Annotated in this window: 20 protein-coding genes; 12 read left to right on the top strand and 8 right to left on the bottom strand. The window is 68.5% G+C overall.

The window, feature by feature from the left end; genetic code table 11:
• Window positions 1-102: 102 nt before the first annotated feature.
• From ASD77_RS15520 to ASD77_RS15505, 4 genes are all read right to left on the bottom strand, one after another.
• Window positions 103-597 carry a hypothetical protein gene (locus ASD77_RS15520; RefSeq protein ID WP_082563363.1) on the bottom strand — a complete coding sequence of 165 codons (495 nt, stop codon included), beginning with the start codon at window positions 595-597 and terminating at the stop codon, window positions 103-105.
• 589 nt (window positions 598-1,186) lie between these two features.
• On the bottom strand, window positions 1,187-1,546 hold the full coding sequence (locus ASD77_RS15515; protein ID WP_055944012.1) for a hypothetical protein: 360 nt from the start codon (window positions 1,544-1,546) through the stop codon (window positions 1,187-1,189).
• Between the two features lie 72 nt (window positions 1,547-1,618).
• Window positions 1,619-2,908 carry an amidohydrolase family protein gene (locus ASD77_RS15510; RefSeq protein WP_235578562.1) on the bottom strand — a complete coding sequence of 430 codons (1,290 nt, stop codon included), beginning with the start codon at window positions 2,906-2,908 and terminating at the stop codon, window positions 1,619-1,621.
• A 176-nt stretch (window positions 2,909-3,084) separates the two neighbouring features.
• On the bottom strand, window positions 3,085-3,423 hold the full coding sequence (locus tag ASD77_RS15505) for a YciI family protein (protein WP_055944008.1): 339 nt from the start codon (window positions 3,421-3,423) through the stop codon (window positions 3,085-3,087).
• A 139-nt stretch (window positions 3,424-3,562) separates the two neighbouring features.
• Here ASD77_RS15505 and ASD77_RS15500 point away from each other — a divergent pair, with 139 nt between their 5' ends.
• Window positions 3,563-4,258 (top strand): aspartate/glutamate racemase family protein, encoded by a 696-nt coding sequence (locus tag ASD77_RS15500; RefSeq protein WP_055944005.1) that lies wholly within the window; start codon window positions 3,563-3,565, stop codon window positions 4,256-4,258.
• Between the two features lie 10 nt (window positions 4,259-4,268).
• On the opposite strand, the gene ASD77_RS15495 is transcribed toward ASD77_RS15500, so the two are convergent.
• Window positions 4,269-4,661 carry a RidA family protein gene (locus ASD77_RS15495; RefSeq protein ID WP_055944003.1) on the bottom strand — a complete coding sequence of 131 codons (393 nt, stop codon included), beginning with the start codon at window positions 4,659-4,661 and terminating at the stop codon, window positions 4,269-4,271.
• Between the two features lie 138 nt (window positions 4,662-4,799).
• On the opposite strand from ASD77_RS15495, the gene ASD77_RS15490 reads away from it, so the two are divergent.
• Complete coding sequence (locus ASD77_RS15490; RefSeq protein WP_055944000.1) at window positions 4,800-5,744, top strand: LysR family transcriptional regulator; 945 nt, start codon at window positions 4,800-4,802, stop codon at window positions 5,742-5,744.
• 39 nt (window positions 5,745-5,783) lie between these two features.
• Here ASD77_RS15490 and ASD77_RS15485 read toward each other — a convergent pair whose 3' ends face one another.
• The 3 genes from ASD77_RS15485 to ASD77_RS15475 all read right to left on the bottom strand — a co-directional run bounded on the left by ASD77_RS15485 (window position 5,784) and on the right by ASD77_RS15475 (window position 7,238).
• Complete coding sequence (locus ASD77_RS15485) at window positions 5,784-6,131, bottom strand: response regulator (RefSeq protein WP_055943994.1); 348 nt, start codon at window positions 6,129-6,131, stop codon at window positions 5,784-5,786.
• 206 nt (window positions 6,132-6,337) lie between these two features.
• Window positions 6,338-6,847 (bottom strand): HIT family protein, encoded by a 510-nt coding sequence (locus ASD77_RS15480; RefSeq protein WP_055943988.1) that lies wholly within the window; start codon window positions 6,845-6,847, stop codon window positions 6,338-6,340.
• Between the two features lie 19 nt (window positions 6,848-6,866).
• Entirely contained in the window at window positions 6,867-7,238 is a 372-nt protein-coding gene (locus ASD77_RS15475) for a YciI family protein (RefSeq protein ID WP_055943985.1), read from the bottom strand.
• A 207-nt stretch (window positions 7,239-7,445) separates the two neighbouring features.
• On the opposite strand from ASD77_RS15475, the gene ASD77_RS15470 reads away from it, so the two are divergent.
• The 10 genes from ASD77_RS15470 to ASD77_RS15425 all read left to right on the top strand — a co-directional run bounded on the left by ASD77_RS15470 (window position 7,446) and on the right by ASD77_RS15425 (window position 19,966).
• Window positions 7,446-7,709: a hypothetical protein gene (locus tag ASD77_RS15470; RefSeq protein ID WP_156383684.1), complete on the top strand. Its 264-nt coding sequence runs from the start codon at window positions 7,446-7,448 to the stop codon at window positions 7,707-7,709.
• Window positions 7,710-7,812: 103 nt separating this feature from the next.
• Entirely contained in the window at window positions 7,813-8,847 is a 1,035-nt protein-coding gene (locus tag ASD77_RS15465) for a nitronate monooxygenase (RefSeq protein WP_055943979.1), read from the top strand.
• A gap of 221 nt (window positions 8,848-9,068) precedes the next feature.
• Window positions 9,069-9,746 carry a methylamine utilization protein gene (locus ASD77_RS15460; RefSeq protein ID WP_235578561.1) on the top strand — a complete coding sequence of 226 codons (678 nt, stop codon included), beginning with the start codon at window positions 9,069-9,071 and terminating at the stop codon, window positions 9,744-9,746.
• A 35-nt stretch (window positions 9,747-9,781) separates the two neighbouring features.
• A complete protein-coding gene (locus ASD77_RS15455; protein ID WP_156383721.1) occupies window positions 9,782-12,091 on the top strand; it encodes an EAL domain-containing protein in 2,310 nt (769 codons plus the stop codon).
• Window positions 12,088-12,960 carry a DUF3034 family protein gene (locus ASD77_RS15450; RefSeq protein ID WP_055943973.1) on the top strand — a complete coding sequence of 291 codons (873 nt, stop codon included), beginning with the start codon at window positions 12,088-12,090 and terminating at the stop codon, window positions 12,958-12,960. The genes ASD77_RS15455 and ASD77_RS15450 overlap by 4 nt, the downstream gene beginning before the upstream one ends.
• A gap of 1 nt (window position 12,961) precedes the next feature.
• A complete protein-coding gene (locus tag ASD77_RS15445) occupies window positions 12,962-13,441 on the top strand; it encodes a group 1 truncated hemoglobin (RefSeq protein WP_055943970.1) in 480 nt (159 codons plus the stop codon).
• Window positions 13,442-13,582: 141 nt separating this feature from the next.
• Entirely contained in the window at window positions 13,583-13,807 is a 225-nt protein-coding gene (locus ASD77_RS15440) for a hypothetical protein (protein ID WP_055943968.1), read from the top strand.
• Window positions 13,804-14,319, top strand: a complete 516-nt coding sequence (locus ASD77_RS15435; RefSeq protein WP_235578560.1) for a nuclear transport factor 2 family protein — start codon at window positions 13,804-13,806, stop codon at window positions 14,317-14,319. Before ASD77_RS15440 ends, ASD77_RS15435 begins: the two co-directional genes overlap by 4 nt.
• A 175-nt stretch (window positions 14,320-14,494) precedes the next feature.
• Window positions 14,495-18,946, top strand: coding sequence for a PAS domain S-box protein (locus ASD77_RS15430; protein ID WP_055943962.1), 4,452 nt, complete (start codon window positions 14,495-14,497; stop codon window positions 18,944-18,946).
• 3 nt (window positions 18,947-18,949) lie between these two features.
• On the top strand, window positions 18,950-19,966 hold the full coding sequence (locus ASD77_RS15425; protein ID WP_055943959.1) for an HD domain-containing phosphohydrolase: 1,017 nt from the start codon (window positions 18,950-18,952) through the stop codon (window positions 19,964-19,966).
• Window positions 19,967-20,041: the final 75 nt, after the last annotated feature.

Here is a 20,041-nt window from a genome sequence, read left to right as displayed (position 1 = left end):
GCTGGCTCGTCTTAACGTATCGCGGTAATCGTGCAGAAATGAAAAAGGGGGCCATACGGCCCCCTTTGCTTTCTACCCTCGAAACACCACGATCGGGATCCGCTACGCCGGCACCTCACCCTCTGCCTCCGGCTCCCCTTCCTCTTCATCCCTCATCCGCCTGTACTTGAACCGCACCGACATCTGCTTGCGCAGCGTATCCAGGCCGCCGCTCTTGCCGGCCAGCTTGAGCAGCTGATAGCCCTCCACGCTGTTGGACATGATGTCGCTGCCCAGGGCCATCTCGGTGTCCAGCATCTTCTGGTACAGGCGCATCACCACCACCGTGCGGGACCGCAACGCGTCCAGCGCCGCGACATCGCGCTGCAGCGCGGCCAGGTCGAACGTCGGCGGCAGGATCTGCGGGTTGGCCGTCAACACATCCACGGCCAGCCGGCAGAACGCCTCCGACTTGTCGCCCATCTTGTGCAGCCGGCGCCGCTTGACCGGGTCCAGCGCGATCAACCCGGTCAGTCCCGCGTCGAGCGTCCTCAGGGCGGCGTCGACGTCGGCCAGTGCGGTTTCTTCAAACGTGATGTCTACGATGTTCTGACTCATGGTCGTCCTTGTTTCCTTGTCGTTGGGATAGCCCACCCTCTGGTGAGCACGACCACTGTAGGACGCCGTGCAGGAAAAAACCTCTAACATTTCATCCGTCCTGCACGCGCGACACACTCAGCGAGTGTCGCGACATATACCGCAGTGTGTCGCGGCACATGCGTGGTTATGAACGGAGATACCAACCGGTATCACTTGAGATACCGATCGGTATCTCGCGACATATCGATGCGTATCGCGCGCCATACGGCGCAGTGTCTCCCGACATGCGCGCCAGCATCTCGCGACATGTCGCCGCATATGGCCGTCGATATCGAGGAGTGTGTCGCGAGATACCAACCGGTATCACGCGCCATACCGGTCGGTATCACGCGACATACGCGCGCCTATGGCGCGACATATCGCGCCGTATGTCGCGCGATAGGGATTGGTATCGTCGGCCATGCCGCCGGACGTCATGCGCTATGTCATCGACATGCGCCCACCGGCGCCACGGTGTCTCACGCTGGATCGAACGAAGGCAAGCGCCGCCTGCTCGATCTTCCCGTTTCCCGCTACCGCGTTCTCACCCGCGGCCCACGCTCATCGGCTACCAGAATCTCCACCATGGACGGGAGGGCACGATGTTCTCGATTTCCTCCTGACAGCCGTCCTCCGTCCGCGTGAGGACGATGCGCTTGTTACCGACCGTGAGCGTCAGCGTGTCGGGACGCGATACCAGCTCGATATTGCTCGGATCGAGCCAGAAGGCCGCGTTCAAAGCCTCGACATGCACGTTTAGCGCGAAGTCGTCCGCCAGTGCGCCGACCGTCTCCACGCCGGTGACGGAGGGCGTCGTGAAGCCATAGACCGTCCCTTCATGTCCGGCGATGCCCGCCTGGAACGTCTCCGTCGTGTGCCTGATCCTGACCGTGTCACCGAAGCCAGGAGCGTCATGGATGTCTGTCATGCGGGACCAACCTCTGGAGGCTGAGCGAGATGGATAACGACGGATGACATCGACGGCCCGGCAAGTAGTGAATCAGTCGCCGTCGGGAACAGCATCCGCCTTCACCGCCTCCTCGTAAATCACCCGCCCACCGCGCACCGTCATGCGCACGTCGGCATACGCCTCCGGCGTGACCTGGGGATCGGAGCCCAGCAGCACCAGATCGCCCGCCAGTCCTTCCGCCACCCGGCCACGCACCGCCGCCTGGCCGAAGTGCTGCGCCGGTGCGGTGGTGAGGCTGGCGAGGATCTGCCGCCAGTCCAGACCGGACGCCGCCATCAGCCGGTACTCCAGCCGCGTGTCGTAGATATCGATGTAGCCGGCGTCGGTCCCGAACAGCACCCGTCCCCCGCCCTGCGCCATCGCACCGAGCTGCTGCTGCGCCGCGCCGAGGAACTTCGCCAGCACCGGCTCGGGCACGGCTTCGCGGCGCAGCTCTGAATCGAACAGGGTCAGCGTGGGCACGAAGGCCACGTTGCCGGCCTTCAGCCGCGCCACGAAGTCCGGCGACCAGTCGCCCGCATCCGGGGCCGCATGGGCCAAGACATCCACGCCGCTGTCCACCGCCACGTCCAGCCCGGCGCGGTCGGTGGGATGGGCGAACACCGGCCTGCGGTGGGCGTGTGCCTCGTCCACGGCCGCCTTGGCGATGTCCTGCGGCATGGGCAACACCTTGCCGGGTCCGCCGAGGATGGCGCCGGTGAACAGCTTCACGCCATCCGCCCCCGCCTGGATCTGCGCACGCACACGCGAGCGCGCCTGTTCGGCGGTGGCCACTTCCGCACTCGGCGCCTTGGTCTGCTCCCACAGCTCGCGCACATAGATCGGCGTGCCGTGTTCGGGAAAGAACGGCATGTCCACCGTCAGCAGCTGCGGACCGACCACCTCGCCGCCCTCGATGCGCGCGCGCAGGCCGCGCGCATCGCCCGGCAGCGAGGCGATATCGAACAGGGTGGTGAAACCCCAGCGGGTGAAGCGCTCGCGCAGGGCTTCGTCCAACGCCGCCGCCGGCTGCGCGTCGGGCGTCAGGAAGGGCGGCTTGATCAGGTGGATGTGGCTGTTCCAGAAGCCCGCCGTCACGCTCGTGCCCCGCCCGTCCACCACGCGTATCCCCGATGGCACGACCACGCTGCCGCGCGCGCCCACGGCCGTGAGCCGGCCCTCGCGGATCACCACGGTGGCGTCGTCGATGGGCGCCGCGTCGGGCGCGGGATACACGCGGGCGCCGACCACGGCCAGATCCTGGGCGGCGACGGCGGTCGAGAAGAGGAGCGCGATGAGTGCACCCATCGTCGCGCGCGCATGGAGCGATCTGTTCGGCATGGTGTTCGTTCCCGGCTGGAGTCGTGGCATGGGGTAGTGTTCCTGCAGTGCGGCGGCGATGGAAAGCGCCAGGGGTTGGGCCGAACGGTGTGATGCGCGACATCGGTATCTTCCGACATTGCGAGGGTGGGCTTCGCAGGCTCGGCCCAGTCCATGCCGCGACGGCATCCTCTGCCTCACGACGCCGGATCGAACATGAAGACCCGCAGCTCCTGATCGCAGCGGCAGGCCTTGGCGATGCGCGCGGCCCAGGCGATAGCGTCGTCGCGCGTCGGCAGCTCGAGCACGCAGAAGCCGCCGTTGAGCGGCGGTGCCCACGGGTAGCCCCCTTCGGTGACCGTCGCGTCACCGGAGACCAACACCGGGGGCACGCGCTCGTCGATGCCGCCGCCGAAGACGTACACGCCTGCGGCTTTCGCCGCTGCGATCACCGCGCGCGAATCGCGCCCGGCGGCGTCAAGCTCACTCCCCGACACCTCCATGGCGGCGCTGGGAAAGGAGATCAGGTATTTCATCGGGCGTCCTCTGCGGAGCGGTGGCGGGATCGGACCGCCGTGTGCAACGCAACCTACCCTCACCGGCAAGAGCGCTCAACCCTCGGCCGCACACGGCCACGCATAATGGGCCCGTGACCACACAGGCGGCGGAACACGCATGAAGACGATCGGGCTGATCGGCGGGATGAGCTGGGAATCGACGGTGCCCTATTACCGCCAGGTCAACGAAGGCATCAAGGCGCGTCTCGGTGGCCTGCATTCGGCGCGCGTGGTGCTGTACAGCGTGGACTTCCACCAGGTCGAACAGCTGCAGCACGCAGGCGACTGGGCCGCGGCCGGCGACATGATGGCCGATGCGGCGCGCCGCGTGCAGGCGGCCGGTGCCGACCTGCTGGTGCTGTGCACCAACACCATGCACAAGGTGGCGCCGCAGATCGAGGCGGCGGTGTCCATTCCGCTGCTGCACATCGCCGACGCCACCGGCGCGGCGATCACCGCCGCCGGGCACCGCACGGTCGGCCTGCTGGGCACCCGCTTCACCATGGAACAGGACTTCTACCGCCAGCGCCTGCAGCAGGCGCATGGCCTGCAGGTGATCGTGCCGGAGGCGGACGACCGCACGGTGGTGCACGACGTGATCTACGAGGAACTGTGCCGGGGCGTGATCCGCGATGACGCGCGCGCCGCCTACCGCCGCATCATGGACGACCTGGTGGCCCGCGGCGCGGACGCCATCATCCTGGGCTGCACCGAGATCGGCCTGCTGGTGGGCGCGCAGGACGCACGCGTGCCGCTGTTCGACACCACCGCCCTGCACGCCAGCGCCGCCGTGGAGGCGGCACTGGCAGCGTGAGGAAGCGGGCTCAGCGCGGCAGGCGGGCGATGACCTTGATCTCGAAATCGAAGCCGGCCAGCCAGGTCACGCCGAGGGCGGTCCAGGTGGGATACGGCGCCTGCGGAAAGATCTCGTTCTTGACCGCCAGCACGGTGTCGAACTGGCGCGCCGGATCGGTATGGAAGGTGGTCACGTCGACGATATCGTCCAGCCCGCATCCGGCGGCCTGCAGGGTCGCCTGGAGATTGGCGAAGGCCAGCCGCACCTGGGCTTCGAAGTCCGGCTCGGGCGAGCCGTCCTCGCGACTGCCCACCTGTCCGGACACGAACAGGAAGCCATCGGCGCGCACGGCGGGTGAATAGCGATAGTGCTCATACAGGGCCTGGCGGCCCGCAGGAAAGACGACGTCACGGGTGTTCATGGGGGAATCTCCTTGAGGGGCCGGCGGCCCCGCTACGTGGCGGCCACTGTAGGCAGCACCGCAGGGGAGATATAGACGGCGATCCGGGGATCACTGTTTGTAGAATCAGGACAATCCCCTTCCCCCCCAGGAGCCCGCATGGACCGCATCGACGCGATGCAGGCCTTCGTCCGCGTGGTCGAGACCGGCAGCTTTACCCGAGCGGCCGACACACTGCAGACCAGCCGCACGCGGGTGACGCAGCTGGTGCAGCACCTGGAGACCCATCTGCGGGTGAAGCTGCTCCACCGCACCACGCGCAAGCTCAACGTCACCGCCGACGGTGCCGCGTACTACGAGCGCGTGGTGCGCCTGCTGGCCGACCTGGACGACGCCGAGACCAGCCTGTCGGCCGCATCGGACGCCCCGCGCGGGCGGCTGCGCGTGGACGTGCCCGCACCGCTGGCCAACCTGATCGTGGTGCCCGCCCTGCCCGCCTTCCATGCGCGCTACCCGGACATCCAACTGGACCTGGGCGCGAGCGATCGCCAGGTGGACCTGATCGACGAGAACGTGGACTGCGTGGTGCGCGGCGGCGAGCTTACCGACCCCTCGCTGCGTGCGCGGCATGTCGGCGACCTGCTGCTGGGCATGTACGCCGCGCCTGCCTACCTGGCGCGGGTGGGCACGCCGGCACATCCGCAGGCGCTGGAAGACGATCCCCACCGCATCGTCGGCTACCGCGGCTCGCGCACCGGCGTGCCGCCGGCCTACGACCTGCAGCGCGGCGACGAACAGCTGCGCGTGCAGGGCCGGCATGTGCTGTCGGTGGACGATGGCAACGCCTATCTCGCCGCCGGCATTGCGGGACTGGGCGTGCTGTGGCTTCCGCAGTACATGGCACGCGCCCCGGTCGAGCGCGGCGAACTGGTCCCGCTGTTCGCGGACTGGCAGCTGGCCCCGATGCCGATGTACCTGGCCTTCCCGCCCAACCGCCATGTCAGCCGCAAGCTGCGCGTGTTCATCGACTGGATCGTGGACCTGATGGCGCAGCATGCGCCAGCGATCCAGCCGCCACGGTCGCGGGACGATCGGCCGGCATGACGCGCGCGTCCGTTTCCCGGCGAAGCGGCCACGATCCGTCTACCGCGGCGTCAGCACGTCCAGCAGCAGCGGCAGGCTGAAGGGCTTGGTCATCAGCAGGGTGCCGGGCGGCAATCCTTCCATATCGCTCTTGTCGTGCCCCGACACCACGCAGACCGTGGCCCACGGGTGCAGTGCGCGCGCCTCCTGCGCCACCGCAGCGCCGGTGATGTCGGGCATCCAGTAATCCGTCACGATGCAGTCGTAGCGGCCCTGCCGCAGCAGCTCGAGCGCCGCCGTGGCGGTGGCGGCCTGGGTCACAGTATGTCCGGCCACCGCGATGGCCTCCGCGATCATGGCGCGGTGCGTGTCGTCGTCGTCGACGTACAGGATGTTCAGTTGGGCCATGAGCAAACTGTGCCGCAGGAACGCGCGAAGCCGGCGTGAACCCGATGGTGCGGGTGTTGCGCAGCGCACGGAAAACCGGGGCCCTGCCCGTCGACGCATCGCGATGACCGGGCGATCTCGCATCCCCGGGTTTCGCCTGCGGCTCTACCCGGGTTACGTGGATCGCTCTTGTCGCGCGTAGACGCGATGCCGGTCTGTCCTGCGCACTACGGCGGGAGATGTGCGCGGATCCGTTCCACGCGTTCGGCCAGCGTGTCGGTCGACACGCGGACGCGCGCCATGCGCTCCGTATCGCCGGCGGGATCGTGCGGGGTACCGCGCGCACGTCCGGCGCCATCGAACGTGGCGAGTTGCGGCGGACCGATACCCCAGTCGCTACCCGGCTGGCGGGGAACGACATGGAAATGGAAGTGCGGCGTTTCCTGCCCGCTGTACACGCCGTTGTTCTGGAACGTGAGGATGCCCAGCGGCCGGTAGGCGCCGACGAGGGCTTCGGCCACGCGCTTGGCGGCCTGCAGGATGGCTGAGCACTCCGGCGCGGAAAGATCGAGCAGCGTGGCGACATGCCGGCGCGTGATGACGCAGCACTGGCCGGCCTCGAATTGCCACGGGTTGATCACCGTCAGCGTGTGCTCGCCTTCATCGATGATCTTCCACGGTTCGTCGCGCGCGGCGATGCAGAGGTCGCAGGGGTCTCTTACCGGAAGCTGGATCATGTGTCGTCTCCTGTCCTGCTCATCCCCCGACATGGAACTCCATCGGAATCAGTTCGACGGCCCAACCGCCCTCCTCTCCGAGCGTGGCCGCCGGATGCAGCGAGGCGATGCGCACCGCCTCTTCGGGGCTGTCCGCGTCGATGATGAACAAGCCGCCCACCACTTCCTTCGCCTCGGTATACGGGCCATCGCTGACCTGCGTGCGGCCGTTGCGCGGACGCAGCGTCTTCCAGCCGTCCAGGTCGCCCAGCGATGCGGCCATCATCACCTTGCCGGTGGCGCGCATCTGCTCGTCCCGCGCCGGGCACTGGCTGACCAGCGCCTCGATCTCGTCCGGACGCAGGGCGGCGAATTTTTCGGGGGTGAAATAGGCCAGACCGAGGTATTTCATCAGGATGTCCTTGCAGGGTGATGTCCAAGCGACGAAGCGGTCCGCCTGGAATCGACAGGCATCCACGGGCGTCTGCCGGCAGCTTACTGCGACGATGGCGCGACCGCGCCTGCCGCTGCCGCCCTGCGATGGACCGCACGATGCTGCAGGACATGCACCGCGATACGCACCATGCTGCCTGTCCATCCCCTGCACGGAATGCCTGCCATGCCCGACACGCCGGTGCCCTACGTGCCCATCAACTGCGAATTCCACGACGTGCTGGAAGCCACCGCCACCCGGCGTGCCACGGTCGTCATCCGGTTCCTGGATGACGCCGGCCTGCCGCAGCAGCGCGACACCCGCATCGTCACCCTGTCCGCCCGCGATGGCATTGAATACGCCGAACTGGCGACCGGCGAGCGGGTGCGCCTGGACCGGCTGCTCGACGTCGACGGTACCGCCTTGGCCGACTTCGCGACGCCGGAGTGAGGACAGGCGCCCCCGTAAGGCTCGAACACACGCGATGCCGGACGTCGCGGGTTTCCGCCTCCAGATTCCTGCCAGGCATGTCCGCAGCCCGTAAGCTGTCGGCATGACCACGCTCGCCTCGTTGCTCGGTACCGACCTGCCGCTGATCCAGGCGCCGATGGCCGGCGTGCAGGACGAAGCGCTGGCCATCGCCGTCACCGCCGCGGGTGGCCTGGGCTCGATGCCCTGCGCGATGCTGGACTCGACGCAGCTTGAAGCCGCGCTGCAGACCTTCGCCACGCTGCCGCAGCCGGTCAACCTCAACTTCTTCTGCCATGCGATGGCGGAACCCGATGCCGGCGAAGCACGGCGCTGGCGCGATGCGCTGACGCCGTACTACGCCGAGTACGGCATCGCGCCGCCCGCACCTTCCACGGCGGGCGCGCGGCGTCCGCTCGATGCCGCCACCGTCGATCTGCTGGAGGCGTTCCAGCCGCGGATCGTGAGCTTCCACTTCGGCCTGCCTGACTCCGCGCTGCTGGCGCGCATCAAGGGCTGGGGCGCCGCGGTCCTGTCGTCGGCGACGACGCTGGAAGAAGGCGTGTGGCTGCAACGCCAGGGCGTGGATGCGGTGATCGCGCAGGGCATCGAGGCCGGCGGGCATCGCGGGTATTTCCTGTCCGATGACCTGGGCCGGCAGCCCGGCACGCGCGAGCTGGTGGCGTCGCTGTCGAAGGCATTGACCGTGCCGGTGATCGCGGCCGGCGGCGTCGGCGACCGCGCCGATGTGCAGGCCCTGCTCGCGGCCGGCGCCAGCGCGGTGCAGGCCGGCACTGCCTACCTGCTGTGCCCGGAGGCGACCACCCCGGCCGTGCATCGCGCGGCCCTGCAACAGCCCGGGCGCGACGCTGCACTCACCAACCTGTTCAGCGGCCGGCCCGCGCGAGGCCTGGTCAACCGGCTGATGCGCGACCTGGGGCCCCTGTCGGTACTGCCCCCCGCGTTCCCCTGGGCCTCTCAGGCCCTGGCCCCGCTGCGAGGTGCGGCCGAAGCGCTGGGCCGCGACGATTTCTCGCCACTGTGGGCCGGCTCGCGGCCAGGCACGCTGGCCGGACGCGATGCCGCCCAGGTCACGCGTCGACTGATGGGCGTGGACTGAGCAGGCGACGGCAGCCGGGACACGCCGGCTGCAACCAGGCAGGCGACGTGACCGGACCTGCATCCGGGCGTCATCCTGTCGCGTAACGTCAGTTTCAGTCGCAGCCTGCGCACGCCCGGCGTCGCCGGCAGCGGAACGATGCGCCCAGCCTGCGTTACGACGGGAATGTGACGCATGGCACGGGATTTGCTTCAACTGCCTGGATCAGACGGGGGACGGGGATGCGAGCGCAGCGGCGCGAGGGGTGGACGCGGTCGGGACTGTTGCTGGCCATGGTGCTGGCATCGGGTGCGCAGGCGGCGGAGGTCCGCATCGCGGTGGGCAGCAGCGGCGGCCCGGTCAGCGATGCCGTGGTCAGCCTGCATGGCGCAACGCCGTCGACGACCCGCACCGCCACCGCGCGCATGGACCAGCAGCATTCGGCCTTCGTGCCCGGCGTGCTGCCGGTGCAGGCCGGCGCGGTGGTCGCCTTCCCCAACCGCGACAACATCCAGCACCACGTCTATTCGTTCTCGCAGCCGCGGCAGTTCGAGATCCCGCTGTACTCGGGCAACAAGGCCGCACCGATCCGCTTCGAGAAGCCGGGCGTGGTGGTGGTGGGCTGCAACATCCACGACTGGATGATCGGCCACATCGTGGTGCTCGATACACCGCATTTCGGCAAGACCACCGCCGATGGCCACCTGACCCTCGACGTGCCGCCCGGCCGCTACACGCTGCGCGTGTGGCATGTCCGTGGCGCCGGTGCGCCGCTGGAGCGCGCGCTGGTGGTGCCGGCGGCGGGCACGTCGGCGACGCTGCAGGTGGCGCTGGTCCCGGTGCAGGAACAGGTGCGCGGCAATGATCGCCTGCGCTCGCTGCAGGAGAAGTTCCGCCAGTCGAAGGGCACCACGCCTTGAAGCCTCGCCGTTTCCAGACACGTGTCATCGCGGTGATGATCGCCGTGGTGGCTGCGGCGCAGCTGGCCACGTTCGCGGTGGTGACGGTGGCTACCCAGCGCGCGGTGTCGTCGCGGCTGGAGCAGGAACTGAGCGTGGGCCACCGCGTGTGGGAGCAGTTCCAGCAGAGCCGCTCCGAGCAGTTGCTGGCCTCGGCCTCGGTGCTGGCGGACGACTTCGGTTTCCGCGCGGCCGTGGCCAGTGGCGACCTGCCGACGCTGCGCTCGGCCCTGGACAACCACGGCACCCGCATCGGCGCCGACCTGGCCTGGCTGCTCGACCGCGACGGCCGCTGGCAGGCCAGCGCCGATGGGATGACCGCACCGGCGGCGGACGTGCTGGCGGGCATGACGCGACAGGCGGTCAGTGAAGGCGTGGCGCTGCAGACGCTGGTGGTGAACGATGCGCTGTACCTGGTGGTGATGCTGCCGGTGATGGCGCCTGAGCGGGTCGGCTGGCTGGCCGTGGGCCATCGCTATGACGACGCGGTGGCAAGCGAGTACCAGCGTCTCACCGGGCTGGAAGCCGCCTTCGTCACCACCGTCGGCAACCGCACGCGCGTGCATGCCTCCACCCTGCCCGCCGACCGGCGTGCGATGTTCGCCAACGCCTGGACACCGGACGGCGACCGCGTGCACGAGCTCGCCGTGGGCCCCGACCACTACCTGTCCGATTCGCATCCGCTGACCCGCGGCGACAATGCGCGGCTGGTGTTGCTGGATTCGTACGACCGCGCACTGGCGCCTTACCGCACGCTGCGCTCGCGCATCCTGCTGCTGTCCGGGCTGGCCACATTGCTAGCTGTCGGCGTGGCGGTGGCGCTGGGCCGCGGCATCAGCCAGCCGGTGTCGCGGCTGGCGCAGGCCGCGCAGCGCATCCAGGCCGGCGACTATTCGCAGGCGCCGGTCACCGGTGGCAGCCGCGAGATCGTGGAGCTGGCCGGTGCGTTCGGCCGCATGCAGGCCGACATCGCCGCGCGCGAGGAACGCATCCTGCACCAGGCCCACCACGACGGCCTGACCGGCCTGCCCAACCGCCGCCATGCCTACGACCGCCTGCAGACGGCGATCGACGCCGGCGGTGAGGTGGCCGTGCTGGTGATGGACGTGAACCGCTTCAAGGAGATCAACGACACCCTGGGCCATGCGTTCGGCGACCAGGTGCTGCGCGAAGTCGCACAGCGCCTGCGCGGTGCGCTGGATGACACGCAACTGGTGGCGCGCCTGGGCGGCGATGAATTCATGGTGATGCTGCCCGGGCTGTCGTGCGAGGCGGCACGCGCGCAGGCGCAGGCGCTGTGGCATACGCTGAAGCAGCCGCTGGACCTGTCCACTACCCGGGTGGGTGTCGAGGGCAGCTTCGGCCTGGCCTGCCATCCGCAGCACGGCGACGATCCGGACACGCTGCTGCGGCGGGCCGACATTGCGCTGTACGACGCCAAGGCCGCGCATGGCGGCGTGGCGGTGTACCAGCCGGGTCGCGACGAATCGCACCTGCGGCAACTGCAGCTGATGACCGACCTGCGCCAGGCGATCGCGGGCGGACAACTGGAGCTGAAGTTCCAGCCGAAGCTGGATGCAGCCAGCGCGCACGTGCAGCACGTGGAAGCGCTGGTGCGCTGGCGGCATCCGGTGCTGGGCCCGGTGGCGCCGGACGAGTTCATTCCGCTGGCCGAGCGCTCGGGCTTCATCCACGAGCTGACGCGCTTCGTGCTGGACCATGCGATGGCCTGCAATGCCGGCTGGCGGGCCGGCGGCCTGGACCTGGGGCTGGCGGTCAACCTGTCGGCGATGGACCTGCTGGATGCGGACCTGCCGGACTACATCGAACAACGGCTGGCGGCGCATGGCGTGCCGGCGGCGCGCTTGATCCTGGAGGTCACCGAAAGCGCGCTGATGCAGGACATCGACTACGCGCTGCGCATGCTGCATCGGCTGAAGGCCTGCGGCGTGCGGCTGGCGATCGACGATTTCGGCACCGGCTACTCTTCGCTGGCGCAGCTCAAGCGCATGCCGGTGGACGAGCTGAAGATCGACAAGAGCTTCGTCATGCAGCTGGAGGAAGGCAGCGACGATGCGGTGATCGTGCGTTCGACCATCGAACTGGGCCACAACATGGGCCTGTCGGTGATCGCCGAGGGCGTGGAGAACGATCGGGCGCTGGCGCTGCTGCGCCACTACCGCTGCGACATGGTGCAGGGCTACCTGTTCAGCGCCCCGCTCGGCAGCGCGGACCTGCTGGACTGGTGCCGCCGCCGCGAAGCCGCAACGCCCGCCGACGACCTGGCGCTGGAAACCGACGCATGACCCCTGCCGTCCGCGCCCTGCCGCTGGCCTGCGCGCTGGCCGCACTGCTCCCGGCGCCGCCCGCCCTCGCCGGCCAAGGACGCCTGCTGGCCACCGGCGGTGCTACCCAGATCGAAGGCGCGGCCGGTGGCGGCATCGTGCCGTGGGCGGTGCTGTCCGGTTACGGCACCGATGACCAGCACGGCGGCACCGCCTTCTACACGCGCGTGGACACCGGCGACTACGCGCTGGATGCGTACGGCGCCTCGTACACGTTCGCCAATCGGGTGGAAGTGTCGTTCGCACGGCAGTCGTTCGACCTGGGCGAACTGCAGCGCCGGCTCGCACTGCCGTGGGATGCGCTGGAACAGGATATCTACGGCATGAAGGTGCGCCTGGCCGGGGACCTGGTCTACAACACCCTGCCGCAGGTCAGCGTGGGCGTGCAGCACAAGCGCCTGCGCGACGGCGCACTGCCGCTGGCGGTGGGTGCGCGCGAGGACCACGGCACCGACGCCTACGTCAGCGCCAGCAAGCTGTTCCTCGATGCAGCCGGCGGCTACCCGCTGCTGCTCAACGCCACGTTGCGCTCGACCAACGCCAACCAGGCCGGGCTGCTCGGCTTCGGCGGCGATCGGCGCGCAGACCGCCAGTGGGTATGGGAAGGATCGGCGGCGGTGCTGCTGGATCCGGGTCTTGCGATCGGCGTGGAGTACCGGCAGAAACCCGACAACCTGGGTTTTGCCGGCGAGGACGACTGGCGCGATGTGTTCATCGCCTGGTTCCCCAACAAGCGGGTCGCCGTGGTCGGCGCGTGGGCGGACCTGGGCAGCATCGCCACGCTGGACGACCAGCGCGGCGCCTACGTCTCGGTGCAGTGGAGCTTCTGAGATGACGATCCTGCGCATCGCCACCGCACTGCTGCTGGCCGGCCTGATGGCGGTGGCCGGCTGTGCCTCCACGCCACCGCGCGACGACACGCTGTACCGCGAACTGGGACAGCGCAGCGGCATCGAGGCACTGGTGGAGACGTTGCTGTTCCGCGTGTCCGATGATCCGCGCATCGCCCATCACTTCGCCGACGTGGACATCATCCATCTCAACGACCGGCTGGTGGAGTTCCTGTGCGTGCAGTCCGGTGGCCCCTGCACCTACGCCGGCAAGCCGATGGTCGAGGCGCACAAGCACGTGACCGTGGGCGAAGCCGACTTCAACGCGCTGGTCGAGGACCTGATGTGGGCGATGGACCAGCGCAAGCTGCCGCGCACCACGCAGAACCGCCTGCTGCGCGTGCTGGCGACGATGCAGCGCGACGTGGTGCGGCGCGGACCGCCCCCGGCCGAGGCACCGTTGCTGCCGCCGCAGCCCTGAGCGCCACGCGCGCAGATTCGCGCGCGCCGCGGGCGCCTTCATCGCTCCCCTTGGCGATTCGTCGCAGGGCGGTGGCAGACCGACGATGGGCCATCCACGATGGTCGCCTCGTGATCCGCTGGCCGCTGAAGGAGCCACTCCATGAAGACCCTCGTCGCCCTGCTCGCCTGGTGCCTGCTGTTCGTCGTGTGCTGGCCGCTGGCCGTGCTGGCCCTGGTGGCGTGGCCGTTCGTCTGGCTGCTGTCGTTGCCGTTCCGGCTGGTCGGCATCACCTTCTCGGCGCTGTTCGCCTTCCTGCATGCGTTGCTGATGCTGCCGGCGCGCCTGCTGGGCGGGCGTCCGCGCTCACCGCTGGTGTCGGCGTGAGCGTTGCGCGGTCGCGGATCGCGAGGGCTGCGCTGTCGGGCCTGATGGGCAGCGCGCTGCTGTTCGGCGCGGTGGACACCGCCGCCGCGGCTGGACGCACCCGGGAACAGCTCACGCAGGTTATCGATGCGCTGGACTCGGCGCTGTTCGATGCCTTCAACACCTGTGCCGATCCCGCGCAACTGGCGAAGCATGCCGCCTACTTCGACCCGGCGGTGGAGTTCTACCACGACACCGGCGGCGTCACCTGGACGCGCGACGAGATGATCGGACGCACGCGCGCCAACGTGTGCGGCCATTACCGGCGCGAACGCGTACCGGGTACGCTGGCGGTGTTCCCGATCCAGGGTTTCGGCGCCATCGTGCAGGGCAACCACCGTTTCTGCGCGATGACGGAAACGACCTGCGCGGGCGAGGCGGACTTCGTGATGATCTGGCGCGAACGCGATGGCCAATGGCAGGTCACGCGGGTGCTGAGCTACGCGCACCGGGCGGCGGGCAACATGCCTTGACCCGTCCACCCTGACCGGTCACCGCGTGCCGACCGGAGGCTTGTGACTCAAGTCACACTGGCCTAGAGTGCCCGGGTCGTGCTTGTCCGGGCCCGTAGCGCGTACGCGGGCCCGCCCATGTCTGGGGACATGAGGTGGGTACATGCCAGAAGGAAGTGGAAGTCGTCCCACGCTCATGCGGCCGCCCGTTCGCCGCTGGGTCCTCTGTGGACTGCTGTTGGCCGTCGTCGGTCTGGCCTTGCTGGCTGCCTGGGCCTGCCAGCGCGCCAACACCGAACGCCAGGCCCACCGCTTCGGACAGTTGGCGGACCAGGTGGCCACCACCTTGCAGGAGCGGATGGGCGCCTACGAGCATGGCCTGCGGGGCGCGCGCGGTGCGGTGATCGCCGCCGGCCCGCAACTCAGTCGCGCCCGCTTCCTCGGCTACAGCCTCTCGCGCGACTACGCGCGGGAATTTCCCGGCGTACGCGGTTTCGGCTACATCCAGCGCGTGTCCCCCGGCGACGAAGCCGCGTTCGTGCGGCGTGCGCGCGACGACGGCATGCCCGACTTCGCAACACATGCGCTCGCGCCGCATCCGGATGACCGGTTCGTCATCCTGTACATCGAGCCGTCCGCGTCCAATCGCAAGGCGATCGGCTTCGACATCGCATCCGAGCGCACGCGCAGGCAGTCGGCCATCCTCGCGGCGCGGAGTGGCAAGGCCACGCTGACCCCGCCGCTCACGCTCATCCAGCAGGAAGGCCTGGTCCGACAGGGGTTCCTGCTGTTGTTGCCGGTGTACCGGGATGGTGCGCAACCGGCCAGCGACGACGAGCGCTGGCAGGCCACGCAGGGCTGGGCCTATGCCCCCCTGACGATCGATGCAGTACTGGCGGGGCTGGGCAGCGAAGCACAACCTTACGCACTCTCGCTATCGGACACCGGCGAACGCAGCCCGTCGCCGCCTTTCCTTTCAACAGACGGCTTCGCGGCGCTGGCCGATTCGCCGCTGGCCACGGAGCGTCGACTGCAGGTCCATGGGCGCGAGTGGCGCCTGCAGGTGCGGGCGCGACCGGGTCACGCGGCCAGCCTGGCGTTGGCACCGCCCTGGCTGGTGGGCGCAGTGACCGCGTTCTTCGGCCTGCTGACCGTGGCGCTGTGGTATACGGCCTCGCTTTCGCGGGAACGCCGCCGCGCCGCCTTCCTTGACCATGCCAAGCTGTCGGCGCTGGTGTCCGGATCGACGGACGGGATCATCGCGTGCGATGCGGAGGGCCGCATCACCCTGTGGAACGCCGCAGCAGAACGCATGCTGGGCTACGCGGAATCCGAAGCCCTCGGCCAACCCTTGCAGGCATTGCTGGTGGACGACCAGCAGCGGCCCGCCATCCCCCGCCCGGTCACCGAGGTCTCCAGCGCGCCGTGCCGCCTGCGCCGCAAGGATGGCAGCGTGCTGGACACGGTGGTCAGCGTGTCGAGCGTGCGGGATACCGCAGGCCACAGTCAGGGCCTGTCGCTGTTCCTCCACGACATCACGCGCCATGTCCGTGCGGAGGAGCAGTTCCGCCGGGTCGTGGAAGCGTCGCCCAGTGCGATCCTGATGGTCGACCAGACAGGACTGATCCAGCTCGCGAACGCCAAGGCGGAGGAACTGTTCGGCTATCCACGTGAAGAGCTGTTGGGAAGGCCGATGGACCGCCTGTTGCCCAATGAGGTGAAGCGACATCACGCCGGCTACATCGAACGCTACTTCGCCCTGCCGGAAGCCCGTCCCATGGGGGCCGGCCGCGACCTGTACGGCTTGCGCCGCGATGGCTCGCGCGTACCGATCGAGATCGGACTGAATCCGATCAGCATGGCGGACGGGCGTTACGCGCTGGCGTTCATCATCGACATCACCGAGCGCAAGCGGCAGGAAGAAAGCGTCATGCGCCTCAACGCCACGCTGGAGCAGCAGGTGCTCGAGCGTACGGCACAGATCCGCACGTATTCGTCGCGACTCGGTGCGATCCTGGAGCACGCGGGTTACGCGATCATCGCCATCGATCTGCAGGGAAGGATCACGCTGTTCAATCCCGCGGCCGAGCGCATGCTGGGCCACGCCGCCGCCGACATGACCAGCGGCGCCAGCATCGATGGACTGCACGACGATGCCGAGCTGTGGTCGCGCTCGCTGGCGTTGTCGGCGCTGCTGGACCGGCACGTGGCAGCCTCGTTCGCGCAGATCGCGTCCATCGCGACACAGGGTGGCAGCGATATCGCGGAGTGGACCTACGTGAGGCGTGATGGCACCCAGCTGCCTGTCGCGCTGAACGTCAGCGTTCTGCGCGACGAGCAGGGCGAGCCATCGGGTTTCCTGGTCATGGCGGCGGATCTGACCGAGCAGAAACGACGCGACGCCGAGCTTCACCAGGCCATCAGTGCGGCGGAGCAGGCCAACCGGTCCAAGAGCGATTTCCTGGCCAACATGAGCCACGAGATACGCACGCCCATGAATGCGATCCTCGGCATGCTCTATCTGCTGGACCGTGTGGAACTTCCCGCGGTGGCGCTGGACATGGCCCGCAAGATCAACATCGCCGCGCGCTCGCTGCTCAGCATCATCAATGACGTGCTGGACTTCTCGAAGATCGAGGCCGGTCGCATCGATCTGGAGGACGCGCCGTTCGACCTGGCCGAGGTGCTCGACAACGTCGCCGCCCTGATGGCGTCGGCAGTCGACACCAAGGCCGTGGAGATGCTGGTATCGCCCGCCCCCGAGGGCGCCCGCTACCTGCGGGGCGACGCGCTGCGCCTGGGCCAGGTACTGGTGAACCTGGTAAGCAATGCGATCAAGTTCACCGAGCGTGGCGAAGTCGCCCTGACCGTACGCCGGCTGGCGCATGCGGATGCCGGGTTCGCGCGGCTGCACTTCACGGTCGCCGATACCGGCATCGGCATCCCGGCAGCGAAACGGAAGATGATCTTCTCGCCGTTCTCCCAGGTCGATTCGTCGACCACGCGCAAGTACGGCGGCACGGGCCTGGGCCTGAGCATCAGCCATCGGCTGGTCCAGTTGATGGGCGGCGTGCTGGTCGTCGACAGCGAGCAGGACGAAGGCAGCCGGTTCCATTTCGAGGTCGTGTTTCCGCTCACCGACGTGCCCGGCACCGATGCCGCGGCGAAGGACGCCTATCACGTGCTGGTCGTCGACGATCACGACGTGGCGCGCGACAACCTGAGCCTGATCATCAAGGGCTTCGGCTGGACGGCCGAAGCGGCGGACTCGGGCGAACGTGCGCTGACCCTGATCGGCGAGGAGGACGCTGCCGGCTACGACGTAGTGCTGATGGACTGGCAGATGCCCGGGATCGATGGACTGACCGCCGCAGCCGATATCCGGCGGCGGTCGAGCACGTCGCGCCAGCCGATCATCATCATGGTCACCGCATTCGAGCGGAAGCTGGTGGACCACGAAGCACAGCGCGCCTCCGTGGATGCGGTGCTGACCAAGCCCGTCACGGCGTCGGTGCTCTACAACGTGATCAACGAGGTACTGGCACGCCGGGATCCGGGACTGGCGGCCCTGCGCGCCCCTGTCCGCAGTGGCCGACGCCTGGCGGGTTACCGGCTGCTGGTGGTCGACGACAGCGAGATAAACCTGGAAGTGGCCAACCGCATCCTCGAAGGCGAAGGCGCACGGGTGGAGCGGGCGTCCGATGGCCGCGAGGCGGTGGCCAGACTGCAGGCCGACCCCGATCGCTTCGACGCGGTGCTGATGGACGTGCAGATGCCGGAGATGGACGGCTACGAGGCGACCCGGCGCATTCGCGCCTCGCCCGACCTGGCCGGACTGCCTGTCATCGCATTGACCGCCGGCGCCTTCAAGCCACAGCAGGACGCCGCCCTCGACGTCGGCATGAACGCGTTCATCGCCAAGCCCTTCGAGGTCGACGACCTGATCGCGACCATCGTGCGCTGCGCGCCGCGGAGGTACGCCCTGCAGCCTGATGGCGAGATGAAGGCAGCCTCGGGCATGCGTGCCGGGCCTGTCCCCGATGGCGTGGATCCGCAACGGCTGGATGTGGAGAAGGGCCTGGCCTACTGGCGCGACGAGACGCCCTACAAGCGGTATCTGCTGCAGTTTTCCCGTCGCTACGGCGGGGCCGTGGATGCGCTGCAGGCGAGCCTGGAACGGCACGACACCATGCAGGCCTGCTCTGATATCCACCGCATGCGCGGCGCCGCGGCTTCGCTCGCCCTGCCCGGTCTGGTGGCGATCTGCGCCCGGATCGAGGACCAGTTGCGGCAGGGCGCCAGCGTGACGGAGCTGCTTCCGGAGCTGCGCCTGACGTTGCAGGAGACGATGGACGATGTCGCGCGCTACGTGCCCCCCGACCCGAGCACCGATGATGCGGCGGCGACCTGTCCGGACGCGGACCCGGTCGCGTCGCTGCAGGATTTTCTGCACGCACTCGACGGCGACGATCCCAAGGCCATCGAAACATCGCTCGCCGGCCTGGCGGCTCGCCTGCCCCGCGTCGAGCGCGAACGCATGGCGATGGCGGTCGAAGAGTTCGATTATCGGGCTGCGGAGCGGCACGCCCGCTCGCTGCTGGATGCATGGCAGCGCGGCGACATCCCGCCGGACACGACAGGGGAATGATGCATGCCCAACGGACCTATCCTTTGCGTCGACGACGAGCCGAACAATCTGGCGCTGTTCCGGCAGATCCTGGGCGAGGACCATCGCCTCGTGCTCGCCCGTGACGGCGTGCAGGCGTTGCGTGCGGTAGAGAAACATGCGCCCAGCCTGATCCTGCTGGACGTGGAGATGCCCGGCATGGATGGCTACGAAGTCGCATGGGCATTGAAGGCGCACAGCGGCACCGAGCACATTCCGATCATCTTCGTCACCGCGTTGGACCGGGAAGTGGACGAACGTACCGGCTTCGCCTGCGGCGGCGTGGACTACATCACCAAGCCGGTGTCGCCCTTCATCCTGCGCGCGCGCGTCAATACGCATCTCTCGCTGGTCCGCACCTCGGCACTGAACAGGAGCTACCAGGATGCGATCCAGATGCTCGGCGTGGCAGGCCACTACAACGATTCCGATACCGGCGCGCACATCTGGCGCATGGCGGCCTACGCCCGCGTGCTGGCCGAAGCGGTCGGCTGGGATAGCGGGCGTGCCCAACTGCTGGAACAGGCCGCACCGATGCACGACACCGGCAAGATCGGGATACCCGACGAGATCCTGAAGAAGCCGGGGAAGTTGAACCCGCGCGAATGGTCCACGATGAAGCGTCACACCGAGATCGGCTTCGAGATCCTGAGTCGCAGCCGAGCGCCGCTGTTCCAGCTTGCGGCGGAAGTGGCGCTGAACCACCACGAACGCTGGGACGGATCAGGCTATCCGCGCGGCCTGTCCGGCAGCGAGATTCCCGAATCCGCACGCATCGTCGCCGTCGCCGATGTTTTCGATGCGCTGGCGACACGACGGCCGTACAAGGACCCTTGGCCACTCGACGTGGTGATCTCCAAGATCACCGAGGACAGCGGCAGCCACTTCGAGCCGCGGCTGGTCGACGCGTTCCTCGCGTCCATGCCGCGCATCCTTCAGGTCAAGACGCATTGGGACCAGCGGGAAACTCCGGATGGCGATGTGCTGCCCGAGGCGTCGTGATTCTGCGGGTCCCGAGGCGATGCCGCGGAGCGCACGTGCCGACACCCTGACGGCCGACTTCGTGCTGACTTCACA

Source organism: Pseudoxanthomonas sp. Root65, assembly GCF_001427635.1.
In the GTDB taxonomy this organism is placed as follows: domain Bacteria; phylum Pseudomonadota; class Gammaproteobacteria; order Xanthomonadales; family Xanthomonadaceae; genus Pseudoxanthomonas_A.
The sequence above is the reverse complement of the archived record's forward strand: the minus strand, read 5'-3'. Positions and strand labels throughout refer to the sequence as shown.

Bases quoted from the DNA above. Each gene is read 5' to 3' on its own strand.
- ASD77_RS15500 (WP_055944005.1), top strand. From the start codon at position 3,563: ATGAAGACGATCGGGCTGATCGGCGGGATGAGCTGGGAATCGACGGTG.
- ASD77_RS15450 (WP_055943973.1), top strand. From the start codon at position 12,088: ATGACCCCTGCCGTCCGCGCCCTGCCGCTGGCCTGCGCGCTGGCCGCA.
- ASD77_RS15425 (WP_055943959.1), top strand. From the start codon at position 18,950: ATGCCCAACGGACCTATCCTTTGCGTCGACGACGAGCCGAACAATCTG.
- ASD77_RS15445 (WP_055943970.1), top strand. From the start codon at position 12,962: ATGACGATCCTGCGCATCGCCACCGCACTGCTGCTGGCCGGCCTGATG.
- ASD77_RS15490 (WP_055944000.1), top strand. From the start codon at position 4,800: ATGGACCGCATCGACGCGATGCAGGCCTTCGTCCGCGTGGTCGAGACC.
- ASD77_RS15510 (WP_235578562.1), bottom strand. From the start codon at position 2,908: ATGCCGAACAGATCGCTCCATGCGCGCGCGACGATGGGTGCACTCATC.
- ASD77_RS15485 (WP_055943994.1), bottom strand. From the start codon at position 6,131: ATGGCCCAACTGAACATCCTGTACGTCGACGACGACGACACGCACCGC.
- ASD77_RS15440 (WP_055943968.1), top strand. From the start codon at position 13,583: ATGAAGACCCTCGTCGCCCTGCTCGCCTGGTGCCTGCTGTTCGTCGTG.
- ASD77_RS15505 (WP_055944008.1), bottom strand. From the start codon at position 3,423: ATGAAATACCTGATCTCCTTTCCCAGCGCCGCCATGGAGGTGTCGGGG.
- ASD77_RS15480 (WP_055943988.1), bottom strand. From the start codon at position 6,847: ATGATCCAGCTTCCGGTAAGAGACCCCTGCGACCTCTGCATCGCCGCG.
- ASD77_RS15520 (WP_082563363.1), bottom strand. From the start codon at position 597: ATGAGTCAGAACATCGTAGACATCACGTTTGAAGAAACCGCACTGGCC.
- ASD77_RS15455 (WP_156383721.1), top strand. From the start codon at position 9,782: ATGATCGCCGTGGTGGCTGCGGCGCAGCTGGCCACGTTCGCGGTGGTG.
- ASD77_RS15515 (WP_055944012.1), bottom strand. From the start codon at position 1,546: ATGACAGACATCCATGACGCTCCTGGCTTCGGTGACACGGTCAGGATC.
- ASD77_RS15430 (WP_055943962.1), top strand. From the start codon at position 14,495: ATGCGGCCGCCCGTTCGCCGCTGGGTCCTCTGTGGACTGCTGTTGGCC.
- ASD77_RS15495 (WP_055944003.1), bottom strand. From the start codon at position 4,661: ATGAACACCCGTGACGTCGTCTTTCCTGCGGGCCGCCAGGCCCTGTAT.
- ASD77_RS15465 (WP_055943979.1), top strand. From the start codon at position 7,813: ATGACCACGCTCGCCTCGTTGCTCGGTACCGACCTGCCGCTGATCCAG.
- ASD77_RS15460 (WP_235578561.1), top strand. From the start codon at position 9,069: ATGCGAGCGCAGCGGCGCGAGGGGTGGACGCGGTCGGGACTGTTGCTG.
- ASD77_RS15475 (WP_055943985.1), bottom strand. From the start codon at position 7,238: ATGAAATACCTCGGTCTGGCCTATTTCACCCCCGAAAAATTCGCCGCC.
- ASD77_RS15470 (WP_156383684.1), top strand. From the start codon at position 7,446: ATGCCCGACACGCCGGTGCCCTACGTGCCCATCAACTGCGAATTCCAC.